Origin of the sequence: Pseudomonas fluorescens (genome assembly GCF_900215245.1) — a bacterium.
GTDB classification, from domain to species: domain Bacteria; phylum Pseudomonadota; class Gammaproteobacteria; order Pseudomonadales; family Pseudomonadaceae; genus Aquipseudomonas; species Aquipseudomonas fluorescens.
In genome coordinates, this window is sequence record NZ_LT907842.1 from 1,091,492 (window position 1) to 1,110,300 (window position 18,809).

Genomic DNA, 18,809 nt, shown 5'->3' on the forward strand with positions numbered 1-18,809 from the left:
CATGACGACAGCTTCGCTTCACATCACCCTGATTACCGAAACCTTCCCGCCGGAAATCAACGGGGTGGCCAATACCCTTGGCCGCCTGTGTGAGGGTTTGCGCGCGCGCGGCCATCAGGTGGAGTTGGTGCGCCCGCGCCAGGGTGCCGACCAGAGCCGCCCCAGCGACGACGAATTGCTGCTGTGCCGCGGCTGGCCACTGCCCGGCTACCCCGGCCTGCAATGGGGCCAGTCGTCGATGCACAAATTGCTGCGCCGCTGGACCCGCCAACGCCCGGACGTGCTGTACATCGCCACGGAAGGGCCACTGGGTTTATCCGCGTTGCGCGCAGCGCGGCGCCTGGGGATCAGCGTGGTCAGCGGGTTTCATACCAATTTCCAGCAGTATTCCAACCAATACGGTTTGAGCCTATTGAGCCGTATGGTGACCCACTACCTGCGTTGGTTTCACAACCGCTCGAGCCTGACCCTGGTTCCCAGCGCCAGCCAGCGCCTGGAGTTGGCGCGTCGAAATTTCGAGCGTTTGGGGATGCTCGCGCGCGGCGTCGATAGCCAATTGTTCCACCCCGCCAAGCGCGATAACGCGCTGCGTGAAAGCTGGGCACTGAACAATGATCAAATCGCCGTGCTGCATGTGGGCCGACTGGCGCAGGAAAAGAACCTGGGGTTGCTCAAACGCTGCTTCGAAACCTTGCAAGACACTTACCCACTGCGTCAGATGAAACTGATCATCGTGGGTGATGGCCCGCAGCGGGCAATGATGGAAAAGGAAATGCCCGAGGCGATTTTTTGCGGCGCTCTGCGCGGCGAAGAACTGGCCCGGCATTACGCGTCCGGCGATGTGTTCCTGTTCCCCAGCCTGACCGAAACCTTCGGCAATGTGGTACTGGAAGCCATGGCCTCGGGCTTGGGGGTGGTGGCCTACGACCAGGCCGCCGCGACCCAGCATATTCGCCACGGCTATAACGGCGTGCTGGCGATGCCTGGGGATGAGGATGCGTTTTGCGATGCCGCCAACTGGCTGCTGGAGGATGCCGAGAGCTTGCGCCGCATGCGCTTGAATGCCCGCCAACACGCCAGCCGCCAGGGCTGGCCGGCAATTATCGAGCAATTCGAGCGCCACCTGCGCGGGGTGTGCGGCGAGCAGCCGGTGATTGCCGCACAGTCGCGTTTGATCTGACAGGGTGTTGGCTGTCAGATCACTCGCGCAGGCGCCAGTTACACCAACGTCGTCAACGCCTCACGACTGAACGGCAGAATGTCGCCTTCACGACCTTCACGCACCTTCACGGCCCAATCCGGGTCCACCAGCAAGGCACGGCCTACCGCCACCAGATCGAATTCGTCGTTGTTCAGGCGTTCCAGCAGTTTCTCCAGGCTGGCGGGCTGCGCAACCTTGTCGGTGTTGACCATGAACTGCAGGAACTCACCATCCAGCCCGACACTGCCGACAGTGATGGTCGGTTTCCCGGTGAGCTGACGGGTCCAGCCCGCCAGGTTGAGGTCGGAACCTTCGAACTCCGGCTCCCAGAAACGGCGGGTGGAACAGTGGAAAATATCCACACCGGCGTCAGACAGCGGCTTGAGGAATTCCCCCAGGGCTTCTGGGGTTTGCACCAGGCGTGCGGTGTAATCCTGCTGCTTCCACTGAGAAAACCGCAGGATAATCGGGAAGTCCGGGCCCACAGCGGCACGGGTGGCCTGGATCAATTCGATGGCAAAGCGCGAGCGATTGGCCAGGCTACCGCCGTATTCATCGGTGCGCTGGTTACTGCCTTCCCAGAAGAACTGGTCCACCAGGTAACCGTGGGCGCCGTGGATCTCCACGCCGTCCATGCCGATACGTTGCGCATCCTTGGCGGCTTGGGCAAAGGCGTTGATCACGTCCTTGATGTCCTGGGTGGTCATGCCGTGGACCACCACGTTGCCATCCTTGAGCTTTTCCATCGGACCGTAGGCCGGCACGCTCGCATCAGGCTCGGTGCCGATACGGCGCACGCTGCCCACGTGCCACAACTGCGGGACAATCTTGCCGCCTTCTGCGTGCACGGCATCGACCACTTTTTTCCAGCCAGCCAACGCGGCCTCACCGTAAAAATGCGGGACGTTCGGATAACCGTTGGAGGCTTGATGGCCGACCACCGTGCCTTCGGTGATGATCAGCCCTACGCCGGCGGCGGCGCGGCGGCGGTAGTATTCGATCACCTTCGAATTCGGCACGCCACCGGGCGAGAACGAACGGGTCATCGGTGCCATCACCACACGGCTGGACAGCTGCAATGCACCGAGCTGGAAGGGTTTGAACAAGGCTTGGACAGGCATGGGAGCACTCCACGGAAGAGGTGTTTATGATGTGGATAATATGGAGCGCGCACCGCGCTGGGTAGCACTATTGATCTGGGTGATTAAGGGGTAAAAGCGCGGGAAGTCAGGTGCTACTGGCCTGTGGTGAGGGAGGCCGCTCCCTCACCACAGGCAGGCACGAATCAGCTCAGGGCTTTTTCGATGGCCTGGACGATGGTGGGATCATCCGGCGCCGTGCGCGGCGAGAATCGCGCGAGCACACGCCCATCCTTGCCCAGCAGGAATTTTTCGAAGTTCCAGGTGATATCCCCTGGAAACTCGGCGCCCTCGCCCGCCAGCAAGCGATACAGCTGATGACGGTCGTGACCATTGACCTCAAGCTTGCTGCCCAACGGGAACGTCACGCCGTAATTCAAGCTGCAGAACGCCTGGATTTCGTCCTCGCTGCCCGGCTCCTGGCCTGCAAACTGGTTGCAAGGCAGGCCCAGCACGGTAAAACCCTGGTCTTTGTACTGCTGATAGAGGTTTTCGAGCGCCGCGTATTGCGGGGTCAAGCCACATTTGGAGGCGACGTTGACTACCAGCACAACCTGCCCTTTATAGGGCGCCAGCGGCAACTCTTGTCCGTCTAAAGCTTTGAGTTTCAGGTCGTGGAAAGCACTCATGACGAACTCCAGATATCCCATGTTCTTCGCATTGCAGCCGTTCGAGATTACAGACCGCTAGCCTGCAATCATAGACGCCGATTGAAAAACTCGCCCGCCGGTTATTGCGCCGTTGGCCAGGGCAAAATAGGAATGGCGGTGACCGCATTCTGCGGGCTGCCTTCGATCAGACGGTCGCTGTAGACCAGATACACCAGGGTATTGCGCTTCTTGTCGAGGAAGCGCACCACCTGCATGGTCTTGAACACCAGCGAGGTGCGCTCCTTGAACACCTCATCGCCGTCCTTGAGGTCACCCTTGAAGTGAATCGGGCCGACCTGACGACAGGCAATCGAGGCTTCGGCGCGGTCTTCGGCCAGGCCCAGCCCGCCTTTTACGCCGCCGGTCTTGGCGCGCGACAGGTAGCAGGTCACGCCGTCGACCTTGGGGTCATCGAACGCCTCGACCACGATCCGGTCGTTGGGGCCGACGAACTTGAATACCGTTGACACCTGACCGACTTCCTCAGCGCTGGCCAGCAGCGGCATGGCCAGCAGCAGGCCGAGCAAACCCTTCATCACTCGCATCGTGTAGTTCCTTTGTTTAGACCAGGATCAGGTTATCGCGGTGCACCAGTTCCGGCTCCGCCATGTACCCCAGTAGTCCGACAATCGCGTCAGACGATTGTCCAATAATTTTCTGCGCTTCCAGGGCACTGTAGTTGGCCAGGCCACGCGCAACCTCGCGACCATCGGGCGCCACACACACCACCATTTCCCCGCGGCGGAAGCTGCCCTGCACCAATTTGACGCCCACCGGTAACAGGCTCTTGTTGCCTTGGGACAACGCCGACACGGCGCCATCGTCCAGCACCAGCGTGCCACGGGTTTGCAGATGACCGGCCAGCCACTGTTTGCGCGCCGCCAGCATGCCGCGTTCCGGCGACAACAGCGTACCGATGCGCTCGCCAGCCTTGAGGCGGTCCAGCACCCGCTCCAGGCGCCCACCGACGATGATGGTATGCGCGCCGGAACGTGCAGCCAGGCGTGCTGCACGCAGTTTGGTCTGCATACCGCCACGGCCCAGGGCGCCGCCAACACTGCCAGCCACGGCGTCCAGCGCCGGGTCATCGGCGCGGGCTTCGTAGATCAACTGGGCGTCAGGGTTGTTGCGCGGGTCGGCGTCGAACATGCCGTCACGGTCGGTGAGGATCACCAGCAAGTCGGCTTCCACCAGGTTAGCCACCAAAGCGGCCAAGGTGTCGTTGTCGCCGAAACGGATTTCGTCGGTGACCACCGTGTCATTCTCGTTGATCACCGGGATCACCTTGAGCTCCACGAGCGCGCGCAAGGTACTGCGGGCATTGAGGTAGCGCTTGCGGTCGGACAGGTCGTCGTGGGTCAGCAGGATCTGCGCCGTGTGGCGGCCGTGCTCGGCGAAGCTGGATTCCCAGGCTTGCACCAGGCCCATCTGGCCGATGGCGGCGGCGGCTTGCAGTTCGTGCATCGCGCTGGGTCGCGCGGTCCAGCCGAGGCGGCTCATCCCGGCGGCAACAGCCCCGGACGACACCAGCACCAACTCGACACCGGCCTCATGCAAGGCCACCATCTGCTCGACCCAGACACTCATGGCTGCGCGATCCAGACCTTTGCCATCTGCCGTCAACAGCGCACTTCCGATCTTTACGACCCAGCGCTGCGCACCTGTCACTTTGCTCCGCATCATCTTCAACCTTAGAGTGAGGGCCGCGCGACCCAGCGCCGCCCATAACGTTATTCGTGACTACATTCCTGACTACGTAAAACCCAGATACCAAAACGCCGCTCAAGTGAGCGGCGCTTAAGTTTACTGCAACGAATCAGTCGCGCACGTAAATGATTTCCGGACCGTCTTCATCATCCACGTCTTCTTCGTCCCAATCATCGTCGCCGATGTCATGGACCGACTTCACGCCGCTGCGGCGCAGGGCACGCTGGTCGTCCAGGGCCTGCAACTGAGCGCGGGCTTCGTCTTCGATCTGCTGGTCGAGTTCGGCGAGCTCGGCCTTGAACACCGGGTCGGCCGCCAAGCGGTCGGCGCGGTCTTCCAGATAACGCATGATGTCACGGGTCAGGCGCTCGGTGCCTTCTTTGGCGATGGCCGAGATCACGTAGACAGGGCCGGTCCATTCCAGGCGATCAACGATTTCCTTGACGCGCTCCTCGTGTTCTTCTTCGAGGATCTGGTCGCATTTGTTCAGCACCAGCCAGCGATCACGCTCGGCGAGGGCCGGGCTGAACTTGGTCAGCTCGCTGACGATCACTTCGGCGGCGTCGGGTGCGCTGGTTTCGTCCAGCGGTGCCATGTCGACGAGGTGCAACAGCAAACGGGTACGCGACAAGTGCTTGAGGAAGCGAATCCCCAGGCCTGCGCCGTCGGAAGCACCTTCGATCAAACCGGGAATGTCGGCGATCACGAAGCTCTTCCAGCGGTCGACACTGACCACGCCCAGGTTTGGCACCAAGGTCGTGAACGGGTAGTCGGCGACTTTCGGCTTGGCAGCCGAAACCGAGCGAATGAAGGTACTTTTACCGGCGTTTGGCAGACCCAACAGGCCTACGTCAGCGAGTACTTTCATTTCCAGCTTCAGGTCACGTTGCTCACCCGGCTTGCCCGGCGTGGTCTGACGCGGAGCACGGTTGGTACTGGACTTGAATCGGGTGTTACCCAAACCGTGCCAGCCGCCCTGCACAACCATCAGCTTCTGGCCGGCCTTGGTCAGGTCGCCAATCACTTCCTGGGTAGCAGAGTCGATGATCGTGGTGCCGACAGGTACGCGCAGTACCAGGTCTTCGCCTTTTTTACCGGTGCAGTCGGTGCTGCCGCCGTTGGAGCCACGCTCGGCATCAAAGTGCCGGGTGTAACGGTAGTCGACCAGGGTGTTGAGGTTTTCGTCGGCCATCATGTAGATGGAACCGCCGTCACCGCCGTCACCGCCGTTGGGGCCACCGTTTTCGATGAACTTTTCGCGACGGAAACTCATGCAACCGTTACCGCCGTCGCCTGCTTTTACTCGGATGGAAACTTCATCAACGAACTTCATAACAAAACGCCTCTCGTCGCATGGACGAGCTTAAGAAACCAAGACATAAGACTCTTGCAAAAATGAGCGCAGCGACCTCAATAACGACCGCAAATCCAGCGCCTGAGCCCATTACAAACAGCTTTGCAAGAGACTCACTCCACAAACGAAAAAGCCCCGTCGCGAGACAGGGCTTTTCCAGCGATCGCGCAATTAAGCGGCGACAACGCTCACGTAACGGCGGTTGAAAGCGCCTTTTACTTCAAACTTGATCACGCCTTCGATTTTCGCGAAGAGGGTGTGATCTTTACCCATGCCAACACCGTAACCGGCGTGGAATTGGGTGCCGCGCTGACGCACGATGATGTTGCCCGGAATGATTTTCTGGCCGCCATACATCTTCACGCCAAGGCGTTTGGCTTCTGAGTCGCGACCGTTACGGGTACTACCACCAGCTTTTTTGTGTGCCATGAGTCAATTCTCCTAGTGAGGAATTAGGCTGAAATTAAGCCTGAATACCGGTGATTTTGATCTCGGTGTACCACTGGCGGTGGCCCATACGCTTCATGTGGTGCTTACGACGACGGAACTTGATGATGCGGACTTTATCGTGACGACCTTGGGAGATCACTTCAGCCACAACGGTAGCGCCAGCAACAACTGGGGCGCCGATGTTCACGTCATCGCCATTGGCGACCAACAGAACGCGATCAAAGGTAACGGATTCGCCGGTAGCGATTTCCAGTTTTTCGATCTTCAGGTATTCACCTGGGGCGACCTTGTATTGCTTGCCACCAGTAACAATTACTGCGTACGACATGGTATTTCTCCGATAATCCTGCTCACCCAGCGCTTTATAAGAAGAGGTATTGGCTGGCATGGCTGCATGGGATGGACGTCCCGAATGCAATTGCGTAAGGCAGGTGCTGCCCAGGAAGTTCAGGGTGCGCGATTGTACGCAAGGTAAATGGGTGATGCAAGTAGCCGCCAATCGCCGTGAAAGCGTAGCGAGCGAAGGGAACACAAGGAAAAAACCGGCGTGGAAGCGGAGTTTACTGGCTGTAAATGAGCATTCCGAGCCTGTTTTTGACGCAGGATTACGCGCGTAGAGCCGAAGGCTCCCAGCCTGCAGTAGCTTTCACGGTGATTGGGCGCGCCTTGACACCCGGGGGTGAGGGTCCTAGCATGCCGCGCAACCCTTCTGGAGCGACTGTCGCTGATGCAACCCCAAGCTTTCTACCGCGCGGTCGCGGACGATTTTAGCGCCGTCGACGGCATCATCAAGCAGCAGCTGACGTCTAAAGTGCCGCTGGTCTCCAAAATTGGCGACTATATTACGTCGGCGGGCGGCAAACGCCTGCGTCCTTTATTAGTGTTGCTGTGCGGCAAGGCCCTGGGCCGCGAAGGCGATGACCTGCGCCTGCTGGCAGCCACTATCGAATTCCTGCACACCGCCACCCTGCTGCATGACGACGTGGTCGACATGTCCGGCATGCGCCGTGGCCGTGAGACCGCCAACGCCATGTGGGGCAATGCCCCGAGCGTGTTGGTAGGCGACTTCCTGTATTCGCGCTCGTTCGAAATGATGGTCGAGCTGGGCTCGATGCCGGTGATGAAGATTCTTTCACAAGCCACGCGCATCATCGCCGAAGGCGAAGTGTTGCAGCTGTCCAAGGTCCGCGACGCCAGCACTACCGAAGAAACCTACATGGAAGTGATTCGCGGCAAAACCGCGATGCTGTTCGAAGCCTCCACCCACAGTGCCGCCGCCCTGTGTGGCGCCACTGCCGAACAGGCCGAAGCCCTGCGCACCTTTGGCGATCACCTGGGCGTGGCGTTCCAACTGGTGGATGACCTGCTCGACTACCGTGGCGACGCCGAAACCCTGGGCAAGAACGTCGGTGACGACCTGGCCGAGGGCAAACCGACCTTGCCGCTGATCTACACCATGCGCGAAGGCACGCCGGAACAGGCTGCACTGGTACGCAAAGCGATCCAGAAAGGCGGGATTGAAGACCTCGAAAGCATTCGTGCTGCCGTGGAAGCCTCGGGTTCCCTGGATTACACCGCACAATTGGCGCGTGACTACGTCGCCCGTGCCATCCAGTGCCTGGAAGCACTCCCTGCCAGCGAATACCGGGATGCCCTGGTTGAGCTGAGTGAGTTTGCGGTCGCGCGTACTCACTGATTCTGCCCCGCTTCATCTGGGAGCCGGTTTGCCTGCGATAGCGTCACCTCGGAACAACAGACACCGAGTGGGCCGCATCACAGGCAAGCCAGCGGCCCATTAGATCCAAGCCCCCACCCGACTCTAATTCCCTATATAATGTGCGACTTTTAGCCATCCTGACTTTCAAGGAGCTTTAGTGAGCACGTTGCCACCCTGCCCGAAATGCAATTCCGAATTCACCTACGAAGACGGCGCCCAGCTGATCTGCCCGGAATGCGCCCATGAGTGGTCCGCCAATGGCGAGGCCGAAGCGGCCGGTGATGAAACCGTGAAGAAAGACTCTGTAGGCAACGTCCTGCAAGACGGCGACACCATCACGGTGATCAAGGACCTCAAGGTCAAAGGCACGTCCCTGGTGGTCAAAGTCGGCACCAAGGTCAAAAACATCCGCCTGTGCGACGGCGACCACGATATCGATTGCAAGATCGACGGTATCGGCCCGATGAAACTCAAGTCTGAGTTTGTACGCAAAGTCTGAATCGGCTGCATCCATCCCGCGCCCGTCGCGGGATGGCGTTTTGCCCTCCCGGTTGATCGAACACACTCTCCCCACAGAAAAATCAGCAAATCGCCAATAGGCACTTGCTATTCTGCTAATAAGAATTATTCTCATTGAAACCCTCAAGGAGAATGACCATGACTTATTTGATAGATGCCTGGCTGGACCGACCACACCCTTACCTGCGAATCCTGCATCGGGAAACCGGTGAAGTCTGTGCGGTGCTGGAAGAAGAAGCGCTCAATGAGCTGCAGGATCAAGGCGACCTGGACGTGAACGGCCTGAGTTCCAGTGAGCCTGGGGTGCTGAAGGAAGTGCTGCGCAACCTGTTTCTGTTCTGCTATGCCCGAGCGTTGCGCCCGGCCACGGAGCTCAATGGCAAGTTCCATCCATGAGACACCCTGCACAACCTGAGTGCACCGGCTTCATGTGGGAGCCGGGCTTGCCCGCGATCCAAACGACTCGGCCCTACCGGCTACCGAGTTGATGCCATCGCAGGCAAGCCAGCTCCCATCTGAAACCGGAGCCAACATTACCGAGTATTACAGAACGTCGAGCAGCTCAACGTCGAACACCAGAACGCTGTGCGGCGGGATGCTGCCAACGCCTTGAGCGCCGTAAGCCAGTTCGCTCGGCACGTACAGACGCCATTTGCTGCCGGCATTCATCAGTTGCAGGGCTTCGGTCCAACCAGCGATCACGCCGCCAACCGGGAATTCTGCAGGCTGGCCACGCTCGTAGGAGCTGTCGAACACGGTGCCGTCGATCAGAGTGCCGTGGTAGTGAGTACGCACTTGGTCTTCACGGGTCGGCTTGGCGCCATCACCGGCGGTCAGCACTTCAAATTGCAGACCGGAAGCCAGGGTGGTGATGCCATCACGCTTGGCGTTTTCAGCCAGGAACGCCAGGCCAGCGCCAGCAGCCGCTTCAGCCTTGGCAGCCGCTTCAGCTTGCATGATTTCGCGGATAACTTTGAAGCTGGCAGCCATTTGCTCTTGGTCAACGCGGCTTGGCTTACCTGCGAAAGCGTCGGTCAGGCCAGCCAGGATGGCGTCGATGCTAACGCCCGGTGGCGGGTTGTCGCGCAGTTGGTCGCCCAACTGACGGCCGATACCGTAGCTGACGCGGGTTTCGTCGGTGGACAGATTAACTTCGGACATGAAGAGGCTCCGCTGTAGGGCAGCACGATTTCCCGTGCCATCCAAAACTAAAAGGGCCCGCAGACTAGCACACAAGACCGGCCCGTGATGAGCCCCCCTTTGCGGCTACCAAAGGGCCAGGTCGTATGTCAGGTAGAGTCGGTAGTTGTCTCGGTCGCTGGCATAGGTCGAACGATAGGTCGCCTTGCGCAACTCCACGCCCAGGCCTTTGAAGGTGCTGTCCTGGATGACGTAGCGCAGGTTGCTGTCAGATTCCCACTCCCGCGCCTCACGCCCTTTGTAATCACCGTTGTGTCCTTTGTAATAGCGCGTCATGAAACTTAAGCCTGGCAGCACTGCGGCAAAATCGTAGTCGTAGCGCAGCATCCAGGTTTGCTCACCGGCCTGGATGAACTTGCCCACGCCGGCGTTGCTGAAGGAATACACCGTTGAGACACTGGCATAAGGCAACGCGGTGTCCCCGCTGACCTTCTGATAACCGACGCCGAACGCCTGCGCGCCCAGACGGTAGGTGAACAGCCCACTGACCATGTCACTGTCGACCTTGCCGTTGCGCGCCTCTCCTGCCTCATTGCTGATGAAATAACGCACGTCACTGGTCAGCGTACCGCTGCCCACAGGCTGTTTATGCACAAGGCCGACAAATTGCTGGCGATAGAACGCTCGCATTTCGCCGTAATACCAAGTGCCACTCAGACGTGGTGTGAAGGCATAAGTGGCACCCGCAAAATCGAAGACGCTGCCTTCCTTGCCGTTGTAGCCCTGGGGATAAATGGCCACGCTGTCGGTGGAGTTTCGCTGCTTGAACTTATCCAGATGCCCGGTGTGCAGGTACAGGTTGCGAATACCGGTGTATTCCAACTGAGCGCCCTGGAACGTCTGCGGCAGCAGGCGCCCGTCGTTTTGCACCAGCACCGGAATCTTCGGCAACAACGTGCCGGCTTTGACCACGGTATCGCCCCAACGCATCTTCAGGGTGACGCCTAAACTGGAGAACTCGCTGGCCGCGTGACCGTCATCGTGCACCGGCAATAAACCGGTGCCGGCATGGGTGGGGCTGGAGTCAAGGCGCAGGCCTGTCAGCCCCAACGCGTCCAGGCCAACCCCCACCGTGCCCTCGGTATAACCCGACTGCAGGTTGAGCAAAAAGCCCTGCGCCCACTCCTTGCGATCCTCGCCACCCTCACGGTAATCGTCGTTGAAGTAAAAGTTACGCAAGGTCAATCGGCCCTGGGAGTCCTCCCAGAAACCCTGAGCCAGAAGCACCGGTGACAGGCTCGCCAACACGCCCATCGAGGCGATTTTCCCCCGCGTGAATAACTCGCGCATAACTGTTTCCTCAATGCCTGTTGTGGTTTTTTTATGGGCAGTTGCACCGCGCGATGCACTGGACGGCACGTCGCGTTGGAGCGGACACTAACGGCTCATCGAAAGCCCCACAACGTTATGCGAGATGCGCATCAGGCTATGCGCAAAGCACCGCTCACCCCTCGCAACCGACAGGAAAACCACGGTGAATCTCAAGCAGCTCGAAGCCTTCAAGGCGATCATGTCCACCGGCTCGACCATCGGCGCGGCCACGCGCATGGGCCTATCGCAATCGGCCGTCAGCCGCCTGTTGAGCCAGCTGGAAGAGGCCTTGGGGTTCGCCTTGTTCCTGCGCAAAAAAGGCCGCCTGATGGCCACCGCAGAAGCAGAAGAGTTGTTGATGGAAGTCGCCGGCCTGGTGGACGGCATGCAACGTATCCAACGCCTGGCTGACGAGATGCGCGTGGGCCGCTCGCGCAAGAGCCTGCTCAAGGTCGCAGTTCCCACCAGCATGACCCAGGAGCTGTTGCCACGCATCGTCGCGGAGTTTCTCAAAAGCCATGAGGACATCGTCGTCGAGTTGCTGACCGGCTCGTATGACATGATCGAGCGCGCCGTGCTGGATCGCTCAGCCGACTTGGGTTTTGTGCGATTGCCGACGGAAATTCCCGGCTTCGACATCGAGCCCGTGCTCCAAACCGAGGGCGTTTGTGTGATGCCCGTCGACCACCCACTGACCCGCCACGCCTGTATCGAGGTGCAGCATTTGCGCAATCTGCCGCTGGTCATGCTGGGACGACAAAGGGCCTTGCGGGCGGAGCTGAACCAAGTGTTTCGCGCCGCCAACCTCACGCCGCAAGTGCGTGTCGAAGTGCACTCGGTGGGGGCGGCTTGCAGCTTTGTCGCCGAAGGCCTCGGGGTGTCGATCGTCAACGGTTTGCTGGCCAGCCACTTCCTGCATTTACCGATCGTTACCCGGCCTTTTCGCCCAAGGCTGCCCTACTCTTTCGGCCTGGCCTATCGCGCTGACGAGCCACGCCCACCACTGGTGACGGCGTTCGCCGAGCATCTCAAACAGCGCCTGAACGCACAAAACGCATAGCCCAATCCAGCCTGCGCATAACGTTGTCGCCAGCAAAACTTTGCCCTAGTGTCCGCTCCACACGCGTCACTCCCCCATAACAAAAACGGCGAACGCCGGGGCAGCCAGCATGAGCGAATCACAGATCATCCCCACCCAAACGGTGGTGGCAAAACCCATGCAACGCAAACAGATCAACCCGGCCATTATTCTGCTGAGCATCGTCTTGCTTGCCGTGGCCTTCACCTACGCGGTGAACGCAGGCAAGTTCGAGCGCCAGAATGGGCTGGTGGTACCGGGCTCTTATCAGGTGCTGGAAAAACACGACAGCCTGAGCCAACTGTTTGCGCTGGAGCCGCGCAAGGCTGGCGATACGACGGCCCGCCCGGTGTCGCTGGTCGAAGGGTTCATGGCCATCCCCCAAGGCATCGAGAAACGCGCGGCGCTGATTTTCATGGTGTTGTTCATCGGTGGCATGTTCGGCGTGTTGAACAAGGCCGGTGTCATCGATGCCGGGCTGGAGCGCCTGCTGGGTTTGACCCGAGGCAATATCTACGTGCTGGTGCCGAGCCTGATGCTGGTGTTTTCCGCTGGCAGTACGTTCATGGGCTTGGCCAAGGAGTTCATTCTGATCGTGCCGCTGATGGTCGCCATGGCCAACCGGCTGGGGCTGTCGAACCTGATTGGGCTGGCCATCGTCGCGATCTCGGTGAAGATCGGCTACCTGGCGTCGATCTCCAATCCGGTGGCGTTGTCCGTCGCCCAGCCGATGGTCGGGTTGCCGATATTCAGTGGTTTGAGCATGCGCGTATGGGCCTACTGCAGCTTCCTGCTGGTGGGCATTGCGTTCGTGTTGTGGAGTATTCGCCAGCACGGTTTCGATGCGACGGCGCAGATAACCTTCGAACGTAACCCCTTGCCCACGCGCCACCTGATCAATCTGCTCGTGCTGCTGATGGGCATCGGTTTTCTGGTCTACGCCTCCAACCGCTGGGCATGGAAATACCATGAGCTGTCGGCGTTCTACTTGCTCCTGACCGTGACGTTCAGTGTGATCGCCGGGCTGGGTGCCAGCGTCGCCGCCAGCGCGTTTGTCGATGGCATGAAGAAAGTATTGATTGCCGGGGTGCTGATCGGCCTGGCCACCGCCGTGGAGATCATCCTCAGCACTGGCCAGGTACTGGACACCATCGTCAACAGCCTTGCCAACCTGGTGGGCGACCACGGCCCGATTGTGTCGGCCTATGGCATGTTCTTCGCGCAACTGGGCTTGGATGTGCTGATCCCGTCGACGTCGGGCCAGGCTGCGGTGACCATGCCAATCTTCGGCCCGCTGGGCCAACTGTCTGGCGTCAGCCCACAGACCACAGTGTTCGCCTTTCTGATGGGCAATGGCCTGACCAACATGATCACCCCGACCTCCAGCGGCCTGCTGGTGTTACTGGCCACCGCTAACGTCGGCTGGGGCCAATGGGCACGCTATATCCTGCCGCTGTTCCTGATCTACGCCGTGCTGGCGATGGTGTTGTTGGCCGTCGCGGTCACGAGCGGGTACTGAGTCGATGAGTGTTCTCCCCATGCACACCCTGCACAACCAAATGGTTCCGATGCGTGATGGCATCCACCTGGCCACCGATATCTATTTGCCGGCCGGCAGCGACGGCCCTTTTCCAGTCGTCATCGAACGCACGCCGTACGACAAGAGCAAACCCTCACGCTCGGAAAAACAGCTGGACGGCCAACACCTCTCCCGCGAACAGATGGCAGCGCGTTTGACTGAACGAGGCTTCGTCGCCATCTTCCAGGACTGCCGAGGGCGCTATGCCTCCGAAGGGCTGTTCACCAAATACACCGCCGAGGGCGAAGACGGTTTTGACACCTTGGCCTGGATCGTCCGGCAGCCCTGGTGCAACGGCAAAATTGGCAGCATGGGCCTGTCTTACGCCGCGCATACCCAACTGGCGATGGCCTGCCTGCACCCACCTGGTTTGAGCAGCATGGTGCTCGACAGCGGCGGCTTCGCCAACGCTTACCAGTGCGGGATTCGCCAGGGCGGCGCATTCGAACTCAAACAGGCTACGTGGGCCTTTCGCCAGGCCAAGGAAAGCCCGGCTGCCCTGGCCGACCCACACATTCGTCAAGCGCTGGAGCACGAGGATATCGACCAGTGGTTTACCCGTATGCCCTGGCAACCCGGCCAGTCGCCTTTGCGCCATGTACCGGAATACGAGGCTTACCTACTGGACCAATGGGCCCAGGGCGACTTCAGTGACTATTGGCGCAAGTCGGGTATCTACGCCGAAGGCCATTATTCGCGGTTGCCCGATATTCCCGTGCTGTTCATGTCCAGCTGGTACGACGCGTATGTCAGCTCCACCCTGGCCAACTACAACGCCTTTGAACACAACGGCACAGCCAACCTTCGACTGGTGATGGGCCCGTGGCTGCATGGCGACCGCAATATCAGCCACAGCGGTGATGTGGAGTTCGGGCCGCAGGCGGTGTTCGATGGCCAGGTTGATCGAGACTGGCTGAGTTGCCGTCTGGCGTGGTTCGAGCAATCCCTCAAACCGTCGCCTCAGCCCGCAAAGGCCCGTGTGGATGTTTTTCTGATGGGCGGCGGCAACGGCAAACGCGACCACAACGGCCGCCTGCAACACGGCGGACGCTGGCTGCAATCGACGCAATGGCCATTGCCGGGCAGCCAGGCGCTGACCCTGTACTTGAATGCGCAAACACAACTGACGCAGAGCGCTCCATCCGACCTCGACGCTCACATGAGCTACATCGCCGACCCCGCTCACCCGGTTCCGACCATTGGTGGCGCGCTGACCTCCGGCGCCCCGGTATTTGTGGGCGGTGCTTTCGATCAACGTGAACGCGCCGACTTCTTCGGCACCCGAGGCGACAACAGCCCACTCAACGAACGCGAAGATGTACTGAGTTTCCAGACCGAACCACTCGACGAAGACCTGATCGTTGCGGGCAGCGTACAGATCGAGTTGTGGATCGACAGCAACGCGCCCGACACCGATTTCACCGCCAAGCTGGTGGACGTGTATCCACCGAGCATCGATTATCCGGACGGCTTCGCGATGAACATTACCGATGGCATCCGGCGCTGCCGCTATCGCGAATCCTGGGAACAGCCGACGCTGCTCACGCCTGGCGAGCGGGTCAAGGTGCTGATCGAGCCCTTTGCCACCTGCAACCTGTTCAAACGCGGCCATCGAGTGCGCCTGGACATTGCCAGCAGCAATTTCCCGCGCTTTGACGTCAACCCCAACAGCGGCGAACCCTCAGGCCAGGCCAGTCACCCGCGGGTCGCACGCAATACCGTGCACCTGAGCCAGGGGGCTGCGTCTTGCCTCAGGCTGACCGTGGTGCCCGCCGCCCTACTGTGAGCCCCGAAGGGTCGCCATTGCTGCCAGGCAATGGCGACCCTTCGTCGCACCGGTAAGAAAAGTATTTCAGATTCATCGCCTGCCGCCGATACAGCGCTACACACTTTGGCTGGCTCAAACAACAACACCGTCCAGCAGACAAACATCATTCTTGCGGAGCATTCGATGAATAGCTGGTTCGGCAACATCAGCGTCAACCTCAAACTCGGCCTGGGCTTCGGCCTGGTGCTGGTCCTCACCTCGATCCTGGCACTGACTGGCTGGACCAGCCTGGGCAGCCTGATCGACCGTAGCAACTGGATGAGCGACATCACCCAGCTCAACGCCTCGCTGACCAAGCTGCGGATCGTGCGCCTGCAATACATGCTGGCAAACGGCGATGAGGCTGTGGCACAGAACGTACAGACCAGCCTGGACGCCTTCGCAGCCCAGCAACAGAAGCTGCTGGACAGTTTCAAAAGCCCGGAAAACCTCAAACTGCTCAATGAGCAAAAAGCCGTCATCACTGCCTACCAGCAGTCGCTGAACAAAATGCGTGAGGCCTACCGTAACGGCAACGCCGCGCGCCAGGTCATGGGCGACAAGGCTGATATTGCCAACGCCCAGATCAACGCACTGGGCACCAGCGTGCAGCAGATGCCCGACAGCCCGGAGCGCTACACCCAATACCAGGCCATCACCAACGCCAAGGAAGAATTCCAGCTGGCCCGCTATGACGTGCGCGGTTACACCAACACCGTCAACGCAGAGACCGAAGCCCGCGCCGCGGCGCAAATCGAGAAAGCCATCGGTGGTTTGAAAGGCCTCAACGCAGCGTTCGGCACCAGCCAACAAAGCGCGCTGACCTCACTGGAAGCCGCGCTGGGTGCCTATCGCAGCGCTGTACAGAGTTACAAGGCGGCCAACGCCAACATCGTCAGCGCCCGTGCGGAAATGACCACGCAAGGCGCCGATATCGTCACCATCAGCGACAAGCTGTATGACATTCAGCTTGATCGCCGCGACGCCGAAAGCGCCCAGGCCCGCAGCCTGCAGTTGATCAGCACGTTGCTCGCGCTGCTGGTCGGCATCATCGCGGCCCTGGTGATTACCCGCCAGATCACGCGCCCGATCCAGGAAACCCTGGCCGTGGTCGAACGCATCGCTTCCGGCGACCTGAGCCACAACATCCAGGTGACCCGTCGCGATGAACTGGGCGTATTGCAACAAGGCATCCAGCGCATGGGCACCACCCTGCGTGAATTGATCAGTGGTATTCGTGATGGCGTGACTCAGATCGCCAGCGCCGCCGAAGAACTGTCGGCCGTTACCGAGCAGACCAGTGCCGGCGTCAACAGCCAAAAGATCGAGACCGATCAAGTCGCCACCGCGATGCATGAAATGACGGCTACTGTGCAGGAAGTTGCGCGCAACGCCGAGCAGGCCTCCCTGGCCGCTGCCGACGCTGACGGCCAAGCCCGCGCAGGCGACAAAGTCGTGGCCGAGGCCATTGCCCAGATCGAACGCCTGGCCGCCGAAGTGGCACGCTCTACCGACGCCATGACGCACCTGCAACAAGAGAGCAACAAAATCGGCAGCGTGATGGACGTGATCAAGGCCGTGGCTGAGCAGACCAACCTGCTGGCGCTGAACGCAGCGATTGAAGCGGCGCGTGCCGGTGAAGCCGGTCGTGGGTTTGCCGTGGTTGCCGACGAAGTCCGTGGCCTAGCCCAGCGCACCCAAAAATCCACCGAAGAAATCGAAGGCCTGGTCGCTGGCTTGCAGAACGGCACCCAGCAAGTGGCCACGGTGATGAACAACAGCCGCAGCCTCACCGACAGCAGCGTCGAGCTGACCCGGAAGGCCGGTGTATCGCTGGAAAACATCACCCGTACGGTGTCGAACATCCAGTCGATGAACCAGCAGATTGCAGCGGCGGCGGAACAGCAAAGTGCCGTGGCTGAAGAAATCAGCCGCAGCATCGTCAACGTGCGGGATGTGTCGGAGCAGACCGCCACCGCGAGTGACGAGACGGCCAAGTCGAGCGTGGAACTGGCGCGTTTGGGCAGCCAGTTGCAGCAGATGGTCAGCCACTTCCGGGTTTAAAAAATCAAAAAAGCCGCCTCGACTTAAGCCGAGGCGGCTCCACTTCTCAGACCTTACAGGTCATCAAAGCTGTCCCGCAGGAATGTCCACACGTGATAAACACGCAAGGCATTCACTACGAGGTTCCACGTACGTCGTACAAACTTGGACATGCTCGGCCCTCCCTGAGTTGGGCCTTACCTCCAGCGCACTTACCGGAACACGTGAACCTTCAGACGCAGGTCGATTGCGCCTTTTGAGGCGGCCGGGCTAATGGTCCTCCCGCATCAATCCGGCACGGATTACTAGCCCGTGGCGGTCGGTCCAGAATTCGCGCGCATACCCGGCTCACCTAAAAAGCGACAAACGCAGAACGGGAAAAATCCTAACCAACATTCCCGTCTAAGGTGTGTCAAACAGTGGTCAAATATCCAGTATCGCCCGATAGATTCATTGCAAGCTTTTGCAGTCAAATCAGGTAAGACAAAGATGCCTAAAGTATCCATGCTGGCCATCTTTTCGTCTTGCGTGATGACATGGCCAACGGTAGTATCTGGCTGCGGGTCGATTGCGTCTTTTGAGATAGCAACCCAGTCGCAAACTGGTTTGCAATAAAAAACCGCCCTACTAAGGCGGTTTTTTATTGCCTGCGATTTGCCAATCAGCCGTCGCCTTCCTCAACAAACACCAGCCGATTGCCAAACGGATCGCTGACACTCATCTCACGCGAGCCCCAAGGCGTTTCCTCAACCCCAGGCTTGGCATACCGGTAATCCTTGGCCAACAACTGCTGCTGATACGCGTCCACCCCGTGCGTTTGAATCCGCACCGCCGATCCCGGCGAAGCATCGCCATGATGCTCGGACAAATGCAGCACGCACTCGCCCAGCGACACCTGCAGATACAACGGAAAATTCGCCTCAAAACGATGCTGCCAGTCGAGCTTGAACCCGAGGAACTCGACGTAGAATTCCAACGCCTTGGCCTCGTCGAAAATACGCAAGATGGGCGTGACCTTTCCTAAGTGCATGGCAACAGCTCCGTGTATGAGAAC

Annotated in this window: 17 protein-coding genes and 2 pseudogenes; 9 read left to right on the plus strand and 10 right to left on the minus strand. The window is 59.8% G+C overall.

Translation table 11 applies throughout. The features are described 5' to 3' along the window. The first annotated feature begins 1 nt into the window (after position 1). On the plus strand, positions 2-1,180 hold the full coding sequence (locus tag CPH89_RS05155) for a glycosyltransferase family 4 protein (RefSeq protein WP_053257941.1): 1,179 nt from the start codon (positions 2-4) through the stop codon (positions 1,178-1,180). Positions 1,181-1,218: 38 nt separating this feature from the next. Here the strand turns inward: CPH89_RS05155 and CPH89_RS05160 are convergent, their stop codons facing one another. From CPH89_RS05160 to rplU, 7 genes are all read right to left on the minus strand, one after another. Further along, positions 1,219-2,322, minus strand: a complete 1,104-nt coding sequence (locus CPH89_RS05160; RefSeq protein ID WP_053257942.1) for an NADH:flavin oxidoreductase — start codon at positions 2,320-2,322, stop codon at positions 1,219-1,221. 164 nt (positions 2,323-2,486) lie between these two features. After that, complete coding sequence (locus tag CPH89_RS05165) at positions 2,487-2,969, minus strand: glutathione peroxidase (RefSeq protein ID WP_053257943.1); 483 nt, start codon at positions 2,967-2,969, stop codon at positions 2,487-2,489. Between the two features lie 101 nt (positions 2,970-3,070). Further along, entirely contained in the window at positions 3,071-3,535 is a 465-nt protein-coding gene (locus tag CPH89_RS05170; protein ID WP_053257944.1) for a CreA family protein, read from the minus strand. Positions 3,536-3,551: 16 nt separating this feature from the next. Then, a complete protein-coding gene (proB, locus tag CPH89_RS05175) occupies positions 3,552-4,670 on the minus strand; it encodes a glutamate 5-kinase (protein WP_053257945.1) in 1,119 nt (372 codons plus the stop codon). Between the two features lie 136 nt (positions 4,671-4,806). Continuing rightward, on the minus strand, positions 4,807-6,030 hold the full coding sequence (gene cgtA / locus CPH89_RS05180) for an Obg family GTPase CgtA (protein ID WP_053257946.1): 1,224 nt from the start codon (positions 6,028-6,030) through the stop codon (positions 4,807-4,809). Between the two features lie 192 nt (positions 6,031-6,222). Beyond that, a complete protein-coding gene (rpmA, locus tag CPH89_RS05185) occupies positions 6,223-6,480 on the minus strand; it encodes a 50S ribosomal protein L27 (protein WP_003176049.1) in 258 nt (85 codons plus the stop codon). 34 nt (positions 6,481-6,514) lie between these two features. Further along, positions 6,515-6,829, minus strand: coding sequence for a 50S ribosomal protein L21 (rplU, locus tag CPH89_RS05190; RefSeq protein WP_003176051.1), 315 nt, complete (start codon positions 6,827-6,829; stop codon positions 6,515-6,517). Positions 6,830-7,228: 399 nt separating this feature from the next. On the opposite strand from rplU, the gene CPH89_RS05195 reads away from it, so the two are divergent. From CPH89_RS05195 to CPH89_RS05205, 3 genes are all read left to right on the plus strand, one after another. Beyond that, positions 7,229-8,197, plus strand: coding sequence for a polyprenyl synthetase family protein (locus tag CPH89_RS05195; RefSeq protein ID WP_053257947.1), 969 nt, complete (start codon positions 7,229-7,231; stop codon positions 8,195-8,197). 178 nt (positions 8,198-8,375) lie between these two features. Continuing rightward, a complete protein-coding gene (locus CPH89_RS05200; RefSeq protein ID WP_053257948.1) occupies positions 8,376-8,717 on the plus strand; it encodes a zinc ribbon domain-containing protein YjdM in 342 nt (113 codons plus the stop codon). Positions 8,718-8,875: 158 nt separating this feature from the next. Beyond that, the gene (locus CPH89_RS05205; protein WP_053257949.1) at positions 8,876-9,133 is read left to right on the plus strand and encodes a PA4570 family protein; all 258 of its coding nucleotides are present in this window, start codon (positions 8,876-8,878) and stop codon (positions 9,131-9,133) included. A 147-nt stretch (positions 9,134-9,280) separates the two neighbouring features. Here the strand turns inward: CPH89_RS05205 and CPH89_RS05210 are convergent, their stop codons facing one another. Both CPH89_RS05210 and CPH89_RS05215 read right to left on the minus strand, forming a co-directional pair. Beyond that, positions 9,281-9,898: a BamJ family beta-barrel-assembly machinery protein gene (locus tag CPH89_RS05210; RefSeq protein WP_053257950.1), complete on the minus strand. Its 618-nt coding sequence runs from the start codon at positions 9,896-9,898 to the stop codon at positions 9,281-9,283. Positions 9,899-10,003: 105 nt separating this feature from the next. After that, complete coding sequence (locus CPH89_RS05215) at positions 10,004-11,227, minus strand: OprD family porin (protein ID WP_053257951.1); 1,224 nt, start codon at positions 11,225-11,227, stop codon at positions 10,004-10,006. Between the two features lie 184 nt (positions 11,228-11,411). On the opposite strand from CPH89_RS05215, the gene CPH89_RS05220 reads away from it, so the two are divergent. The 5 genes and pseudogenes from CPH89_RS05220 to CPH89_RS30875 all read left to right on the plus strand — a co-directional run. Next, entirely contained in the window at positions 11,412-12,308 is an 897-nt protein-coding gene (locus CPH89_RS05220) for a LysR family transcriptional regulator (protein ID WP_053257952.1), read from the plus strand. A 109-nt stretch (positions 12,309-12,417) separates the two neighbouring features. Further along, entirely contained in the window at positions 12,418-13,845 is a 1,428-nt protein-coding gene (locus tag CPH89_RS05225) for a YfcC family protein (protein WP_053257953.1), read from the plus strand. Between the two features lie 19 nt (positions 13,846-13,864). Further along, a complete protein-coding gene (locus CPH89_RS05230; protein WP_053257954.1) occupies positions 13,865-15,691 on the plus strand; it encodes a CocE/NonD family hydrolase in 1,827 nt (608 codons plus the stop codon). Between the two features lie 165 nt (positions 15,692-15,856). Further along, positions 15,857-16,873, plus strand: a pseudogene (locus CPH89_RS30870) (methyl-accepting chemotaxis protein); the annotation flags it as partial. A gap of 309 nt (positions 16,874-17,182) precedes the next feature. Next, positions 17,183-17,776, plus strand: a pseudogene (locus tag CPH89_RS30875) (methyl-accepting chemotaxis protein); the annotation flags it as partial. Positions 17,777-18,416: 640 nt separating this feature from the next. On the opposite strand, the gene CPH89_RS05240 reads toward CPH89_RS30875, so the two are convergent. Then, entirely contained in the window at positions 18,417-18,785 is a 369-nt protein-coding gene (locus CPH89_RS05240) for a glyoxalase superfamily protein (RefSeq protein WP_053257956.1), read from the minus strand. Between the last annotated feature and the right edge of the window lie 24 nt (positions 18,786-18,809).

Excerpts from the sequence above, each read along its gene's own strand:
- CPH89_RS05160 (WP_053257942.1), bottom strand. The coding sequence starts at position 2,322 with ATGCCTGTCCAAGCCTTGTTCAAACCCTTCCAGCTCGGTGCATTGCAG.
- cgtA (WP_053257946.1), bottom strand. The coding sequence starts at position 6,030 with ATGAAGTTCGTTGATGAAGTTTCCATCCGAGTAAAAGCAGGCGACGGC.
- CPH89_RS05205 (WP_053257949.1), top strand. The coding sequence starts at position 8,876 with ATGACTTATTTGATAGATGCCTGGCTGGACCGACCACACCCTTACCTG.
- CPH89_RS05170 (WP_053257944.1), bottom strand. The coding sequence starts at position 3,535 with ATGCGAGTGATGAAGGGTTTGCTCGGCCTGCTGCTGGCCATGCCGCTG.
- CPH89_RS05195 (WP_053257947.1), top strand. The coding sequence starts at position 7,229 with ATGCAACCCCAAGCTTTCTACCGCGCGGTCGCGGACGATTTTAGCGCC.
- CPH89_RS05215 (WP_053257951.1), bottom strand. The coding sequence starts at position 11,227 with ATGCGCGAGTTATTCACGCGGGGGAAAATCGCCTCGATGGGCGTGTTG.
- CPH89_RS05155 (WP_053257941.1), top strand. The coding sequence starts at position 2 with ATGACGACAGCTTCGCTTCACATCACCCTGATTACCGAAACCTTCCCG.
- CPH89_RS05225 (WP_053257953.1), top strand. The coding sequence starts at position 12,418 with ATGAGCGAATCACAGATCATCCCCACCCAAACGGTGGTGGCAAAACCC.
- proB (WP_053257945.1), bottom strand. The coding sequence starts at position 4,670 with ATGCGGAGCAAAGTGACAGGTGCGCAGCGCTGGGTCGTAAAGATCGGA.
- CPH89_RS05240 (WP_053257956.1), bottom strand. The coding sequence starts at position 18,785 with ATGCACTTAGGAAAGGTCACGCCCATCTTGCGTATTTTCGACGAGGCC.
- CPH89_RS05210 (WP_053257950.1), bottom strand. The coding sequence starts at position 9,898 with ATGTCCGAAGTTAATCTGTCCACCGACGAAACCCGCGTCAGCTACGGT.
- rpmA (WP_003176049.1), bottom strand. The coding sequence starts at position 6,480 with ATGGCACACAAAAAAGCTGGTGGTAGTACCCGTAACGGTCGCGACTCA.
- CPH89_RS05230 (WP_053257954.1), top strand. The coding sequence starts at position 13,865 with ATGCACACCCTGCACAACCAAATGGTTCCGATGCGTGATGGCATCCAC.
- rplU (WP_003176051.1), bottom strand. The coding sequence starts at position 6,829 with ATGTCGTACGCAGTAATTGTTACTGGTGGCAAGCAATACAAGGTCGCC.
- CPH89_RS05165 (WP_053257943.1), bottom strand. The coding sequence starts at position 2,969 with ATGAGTGCTTTCCACGACCTGAAACTCAAAGCTTTAGACGGACAAGAG.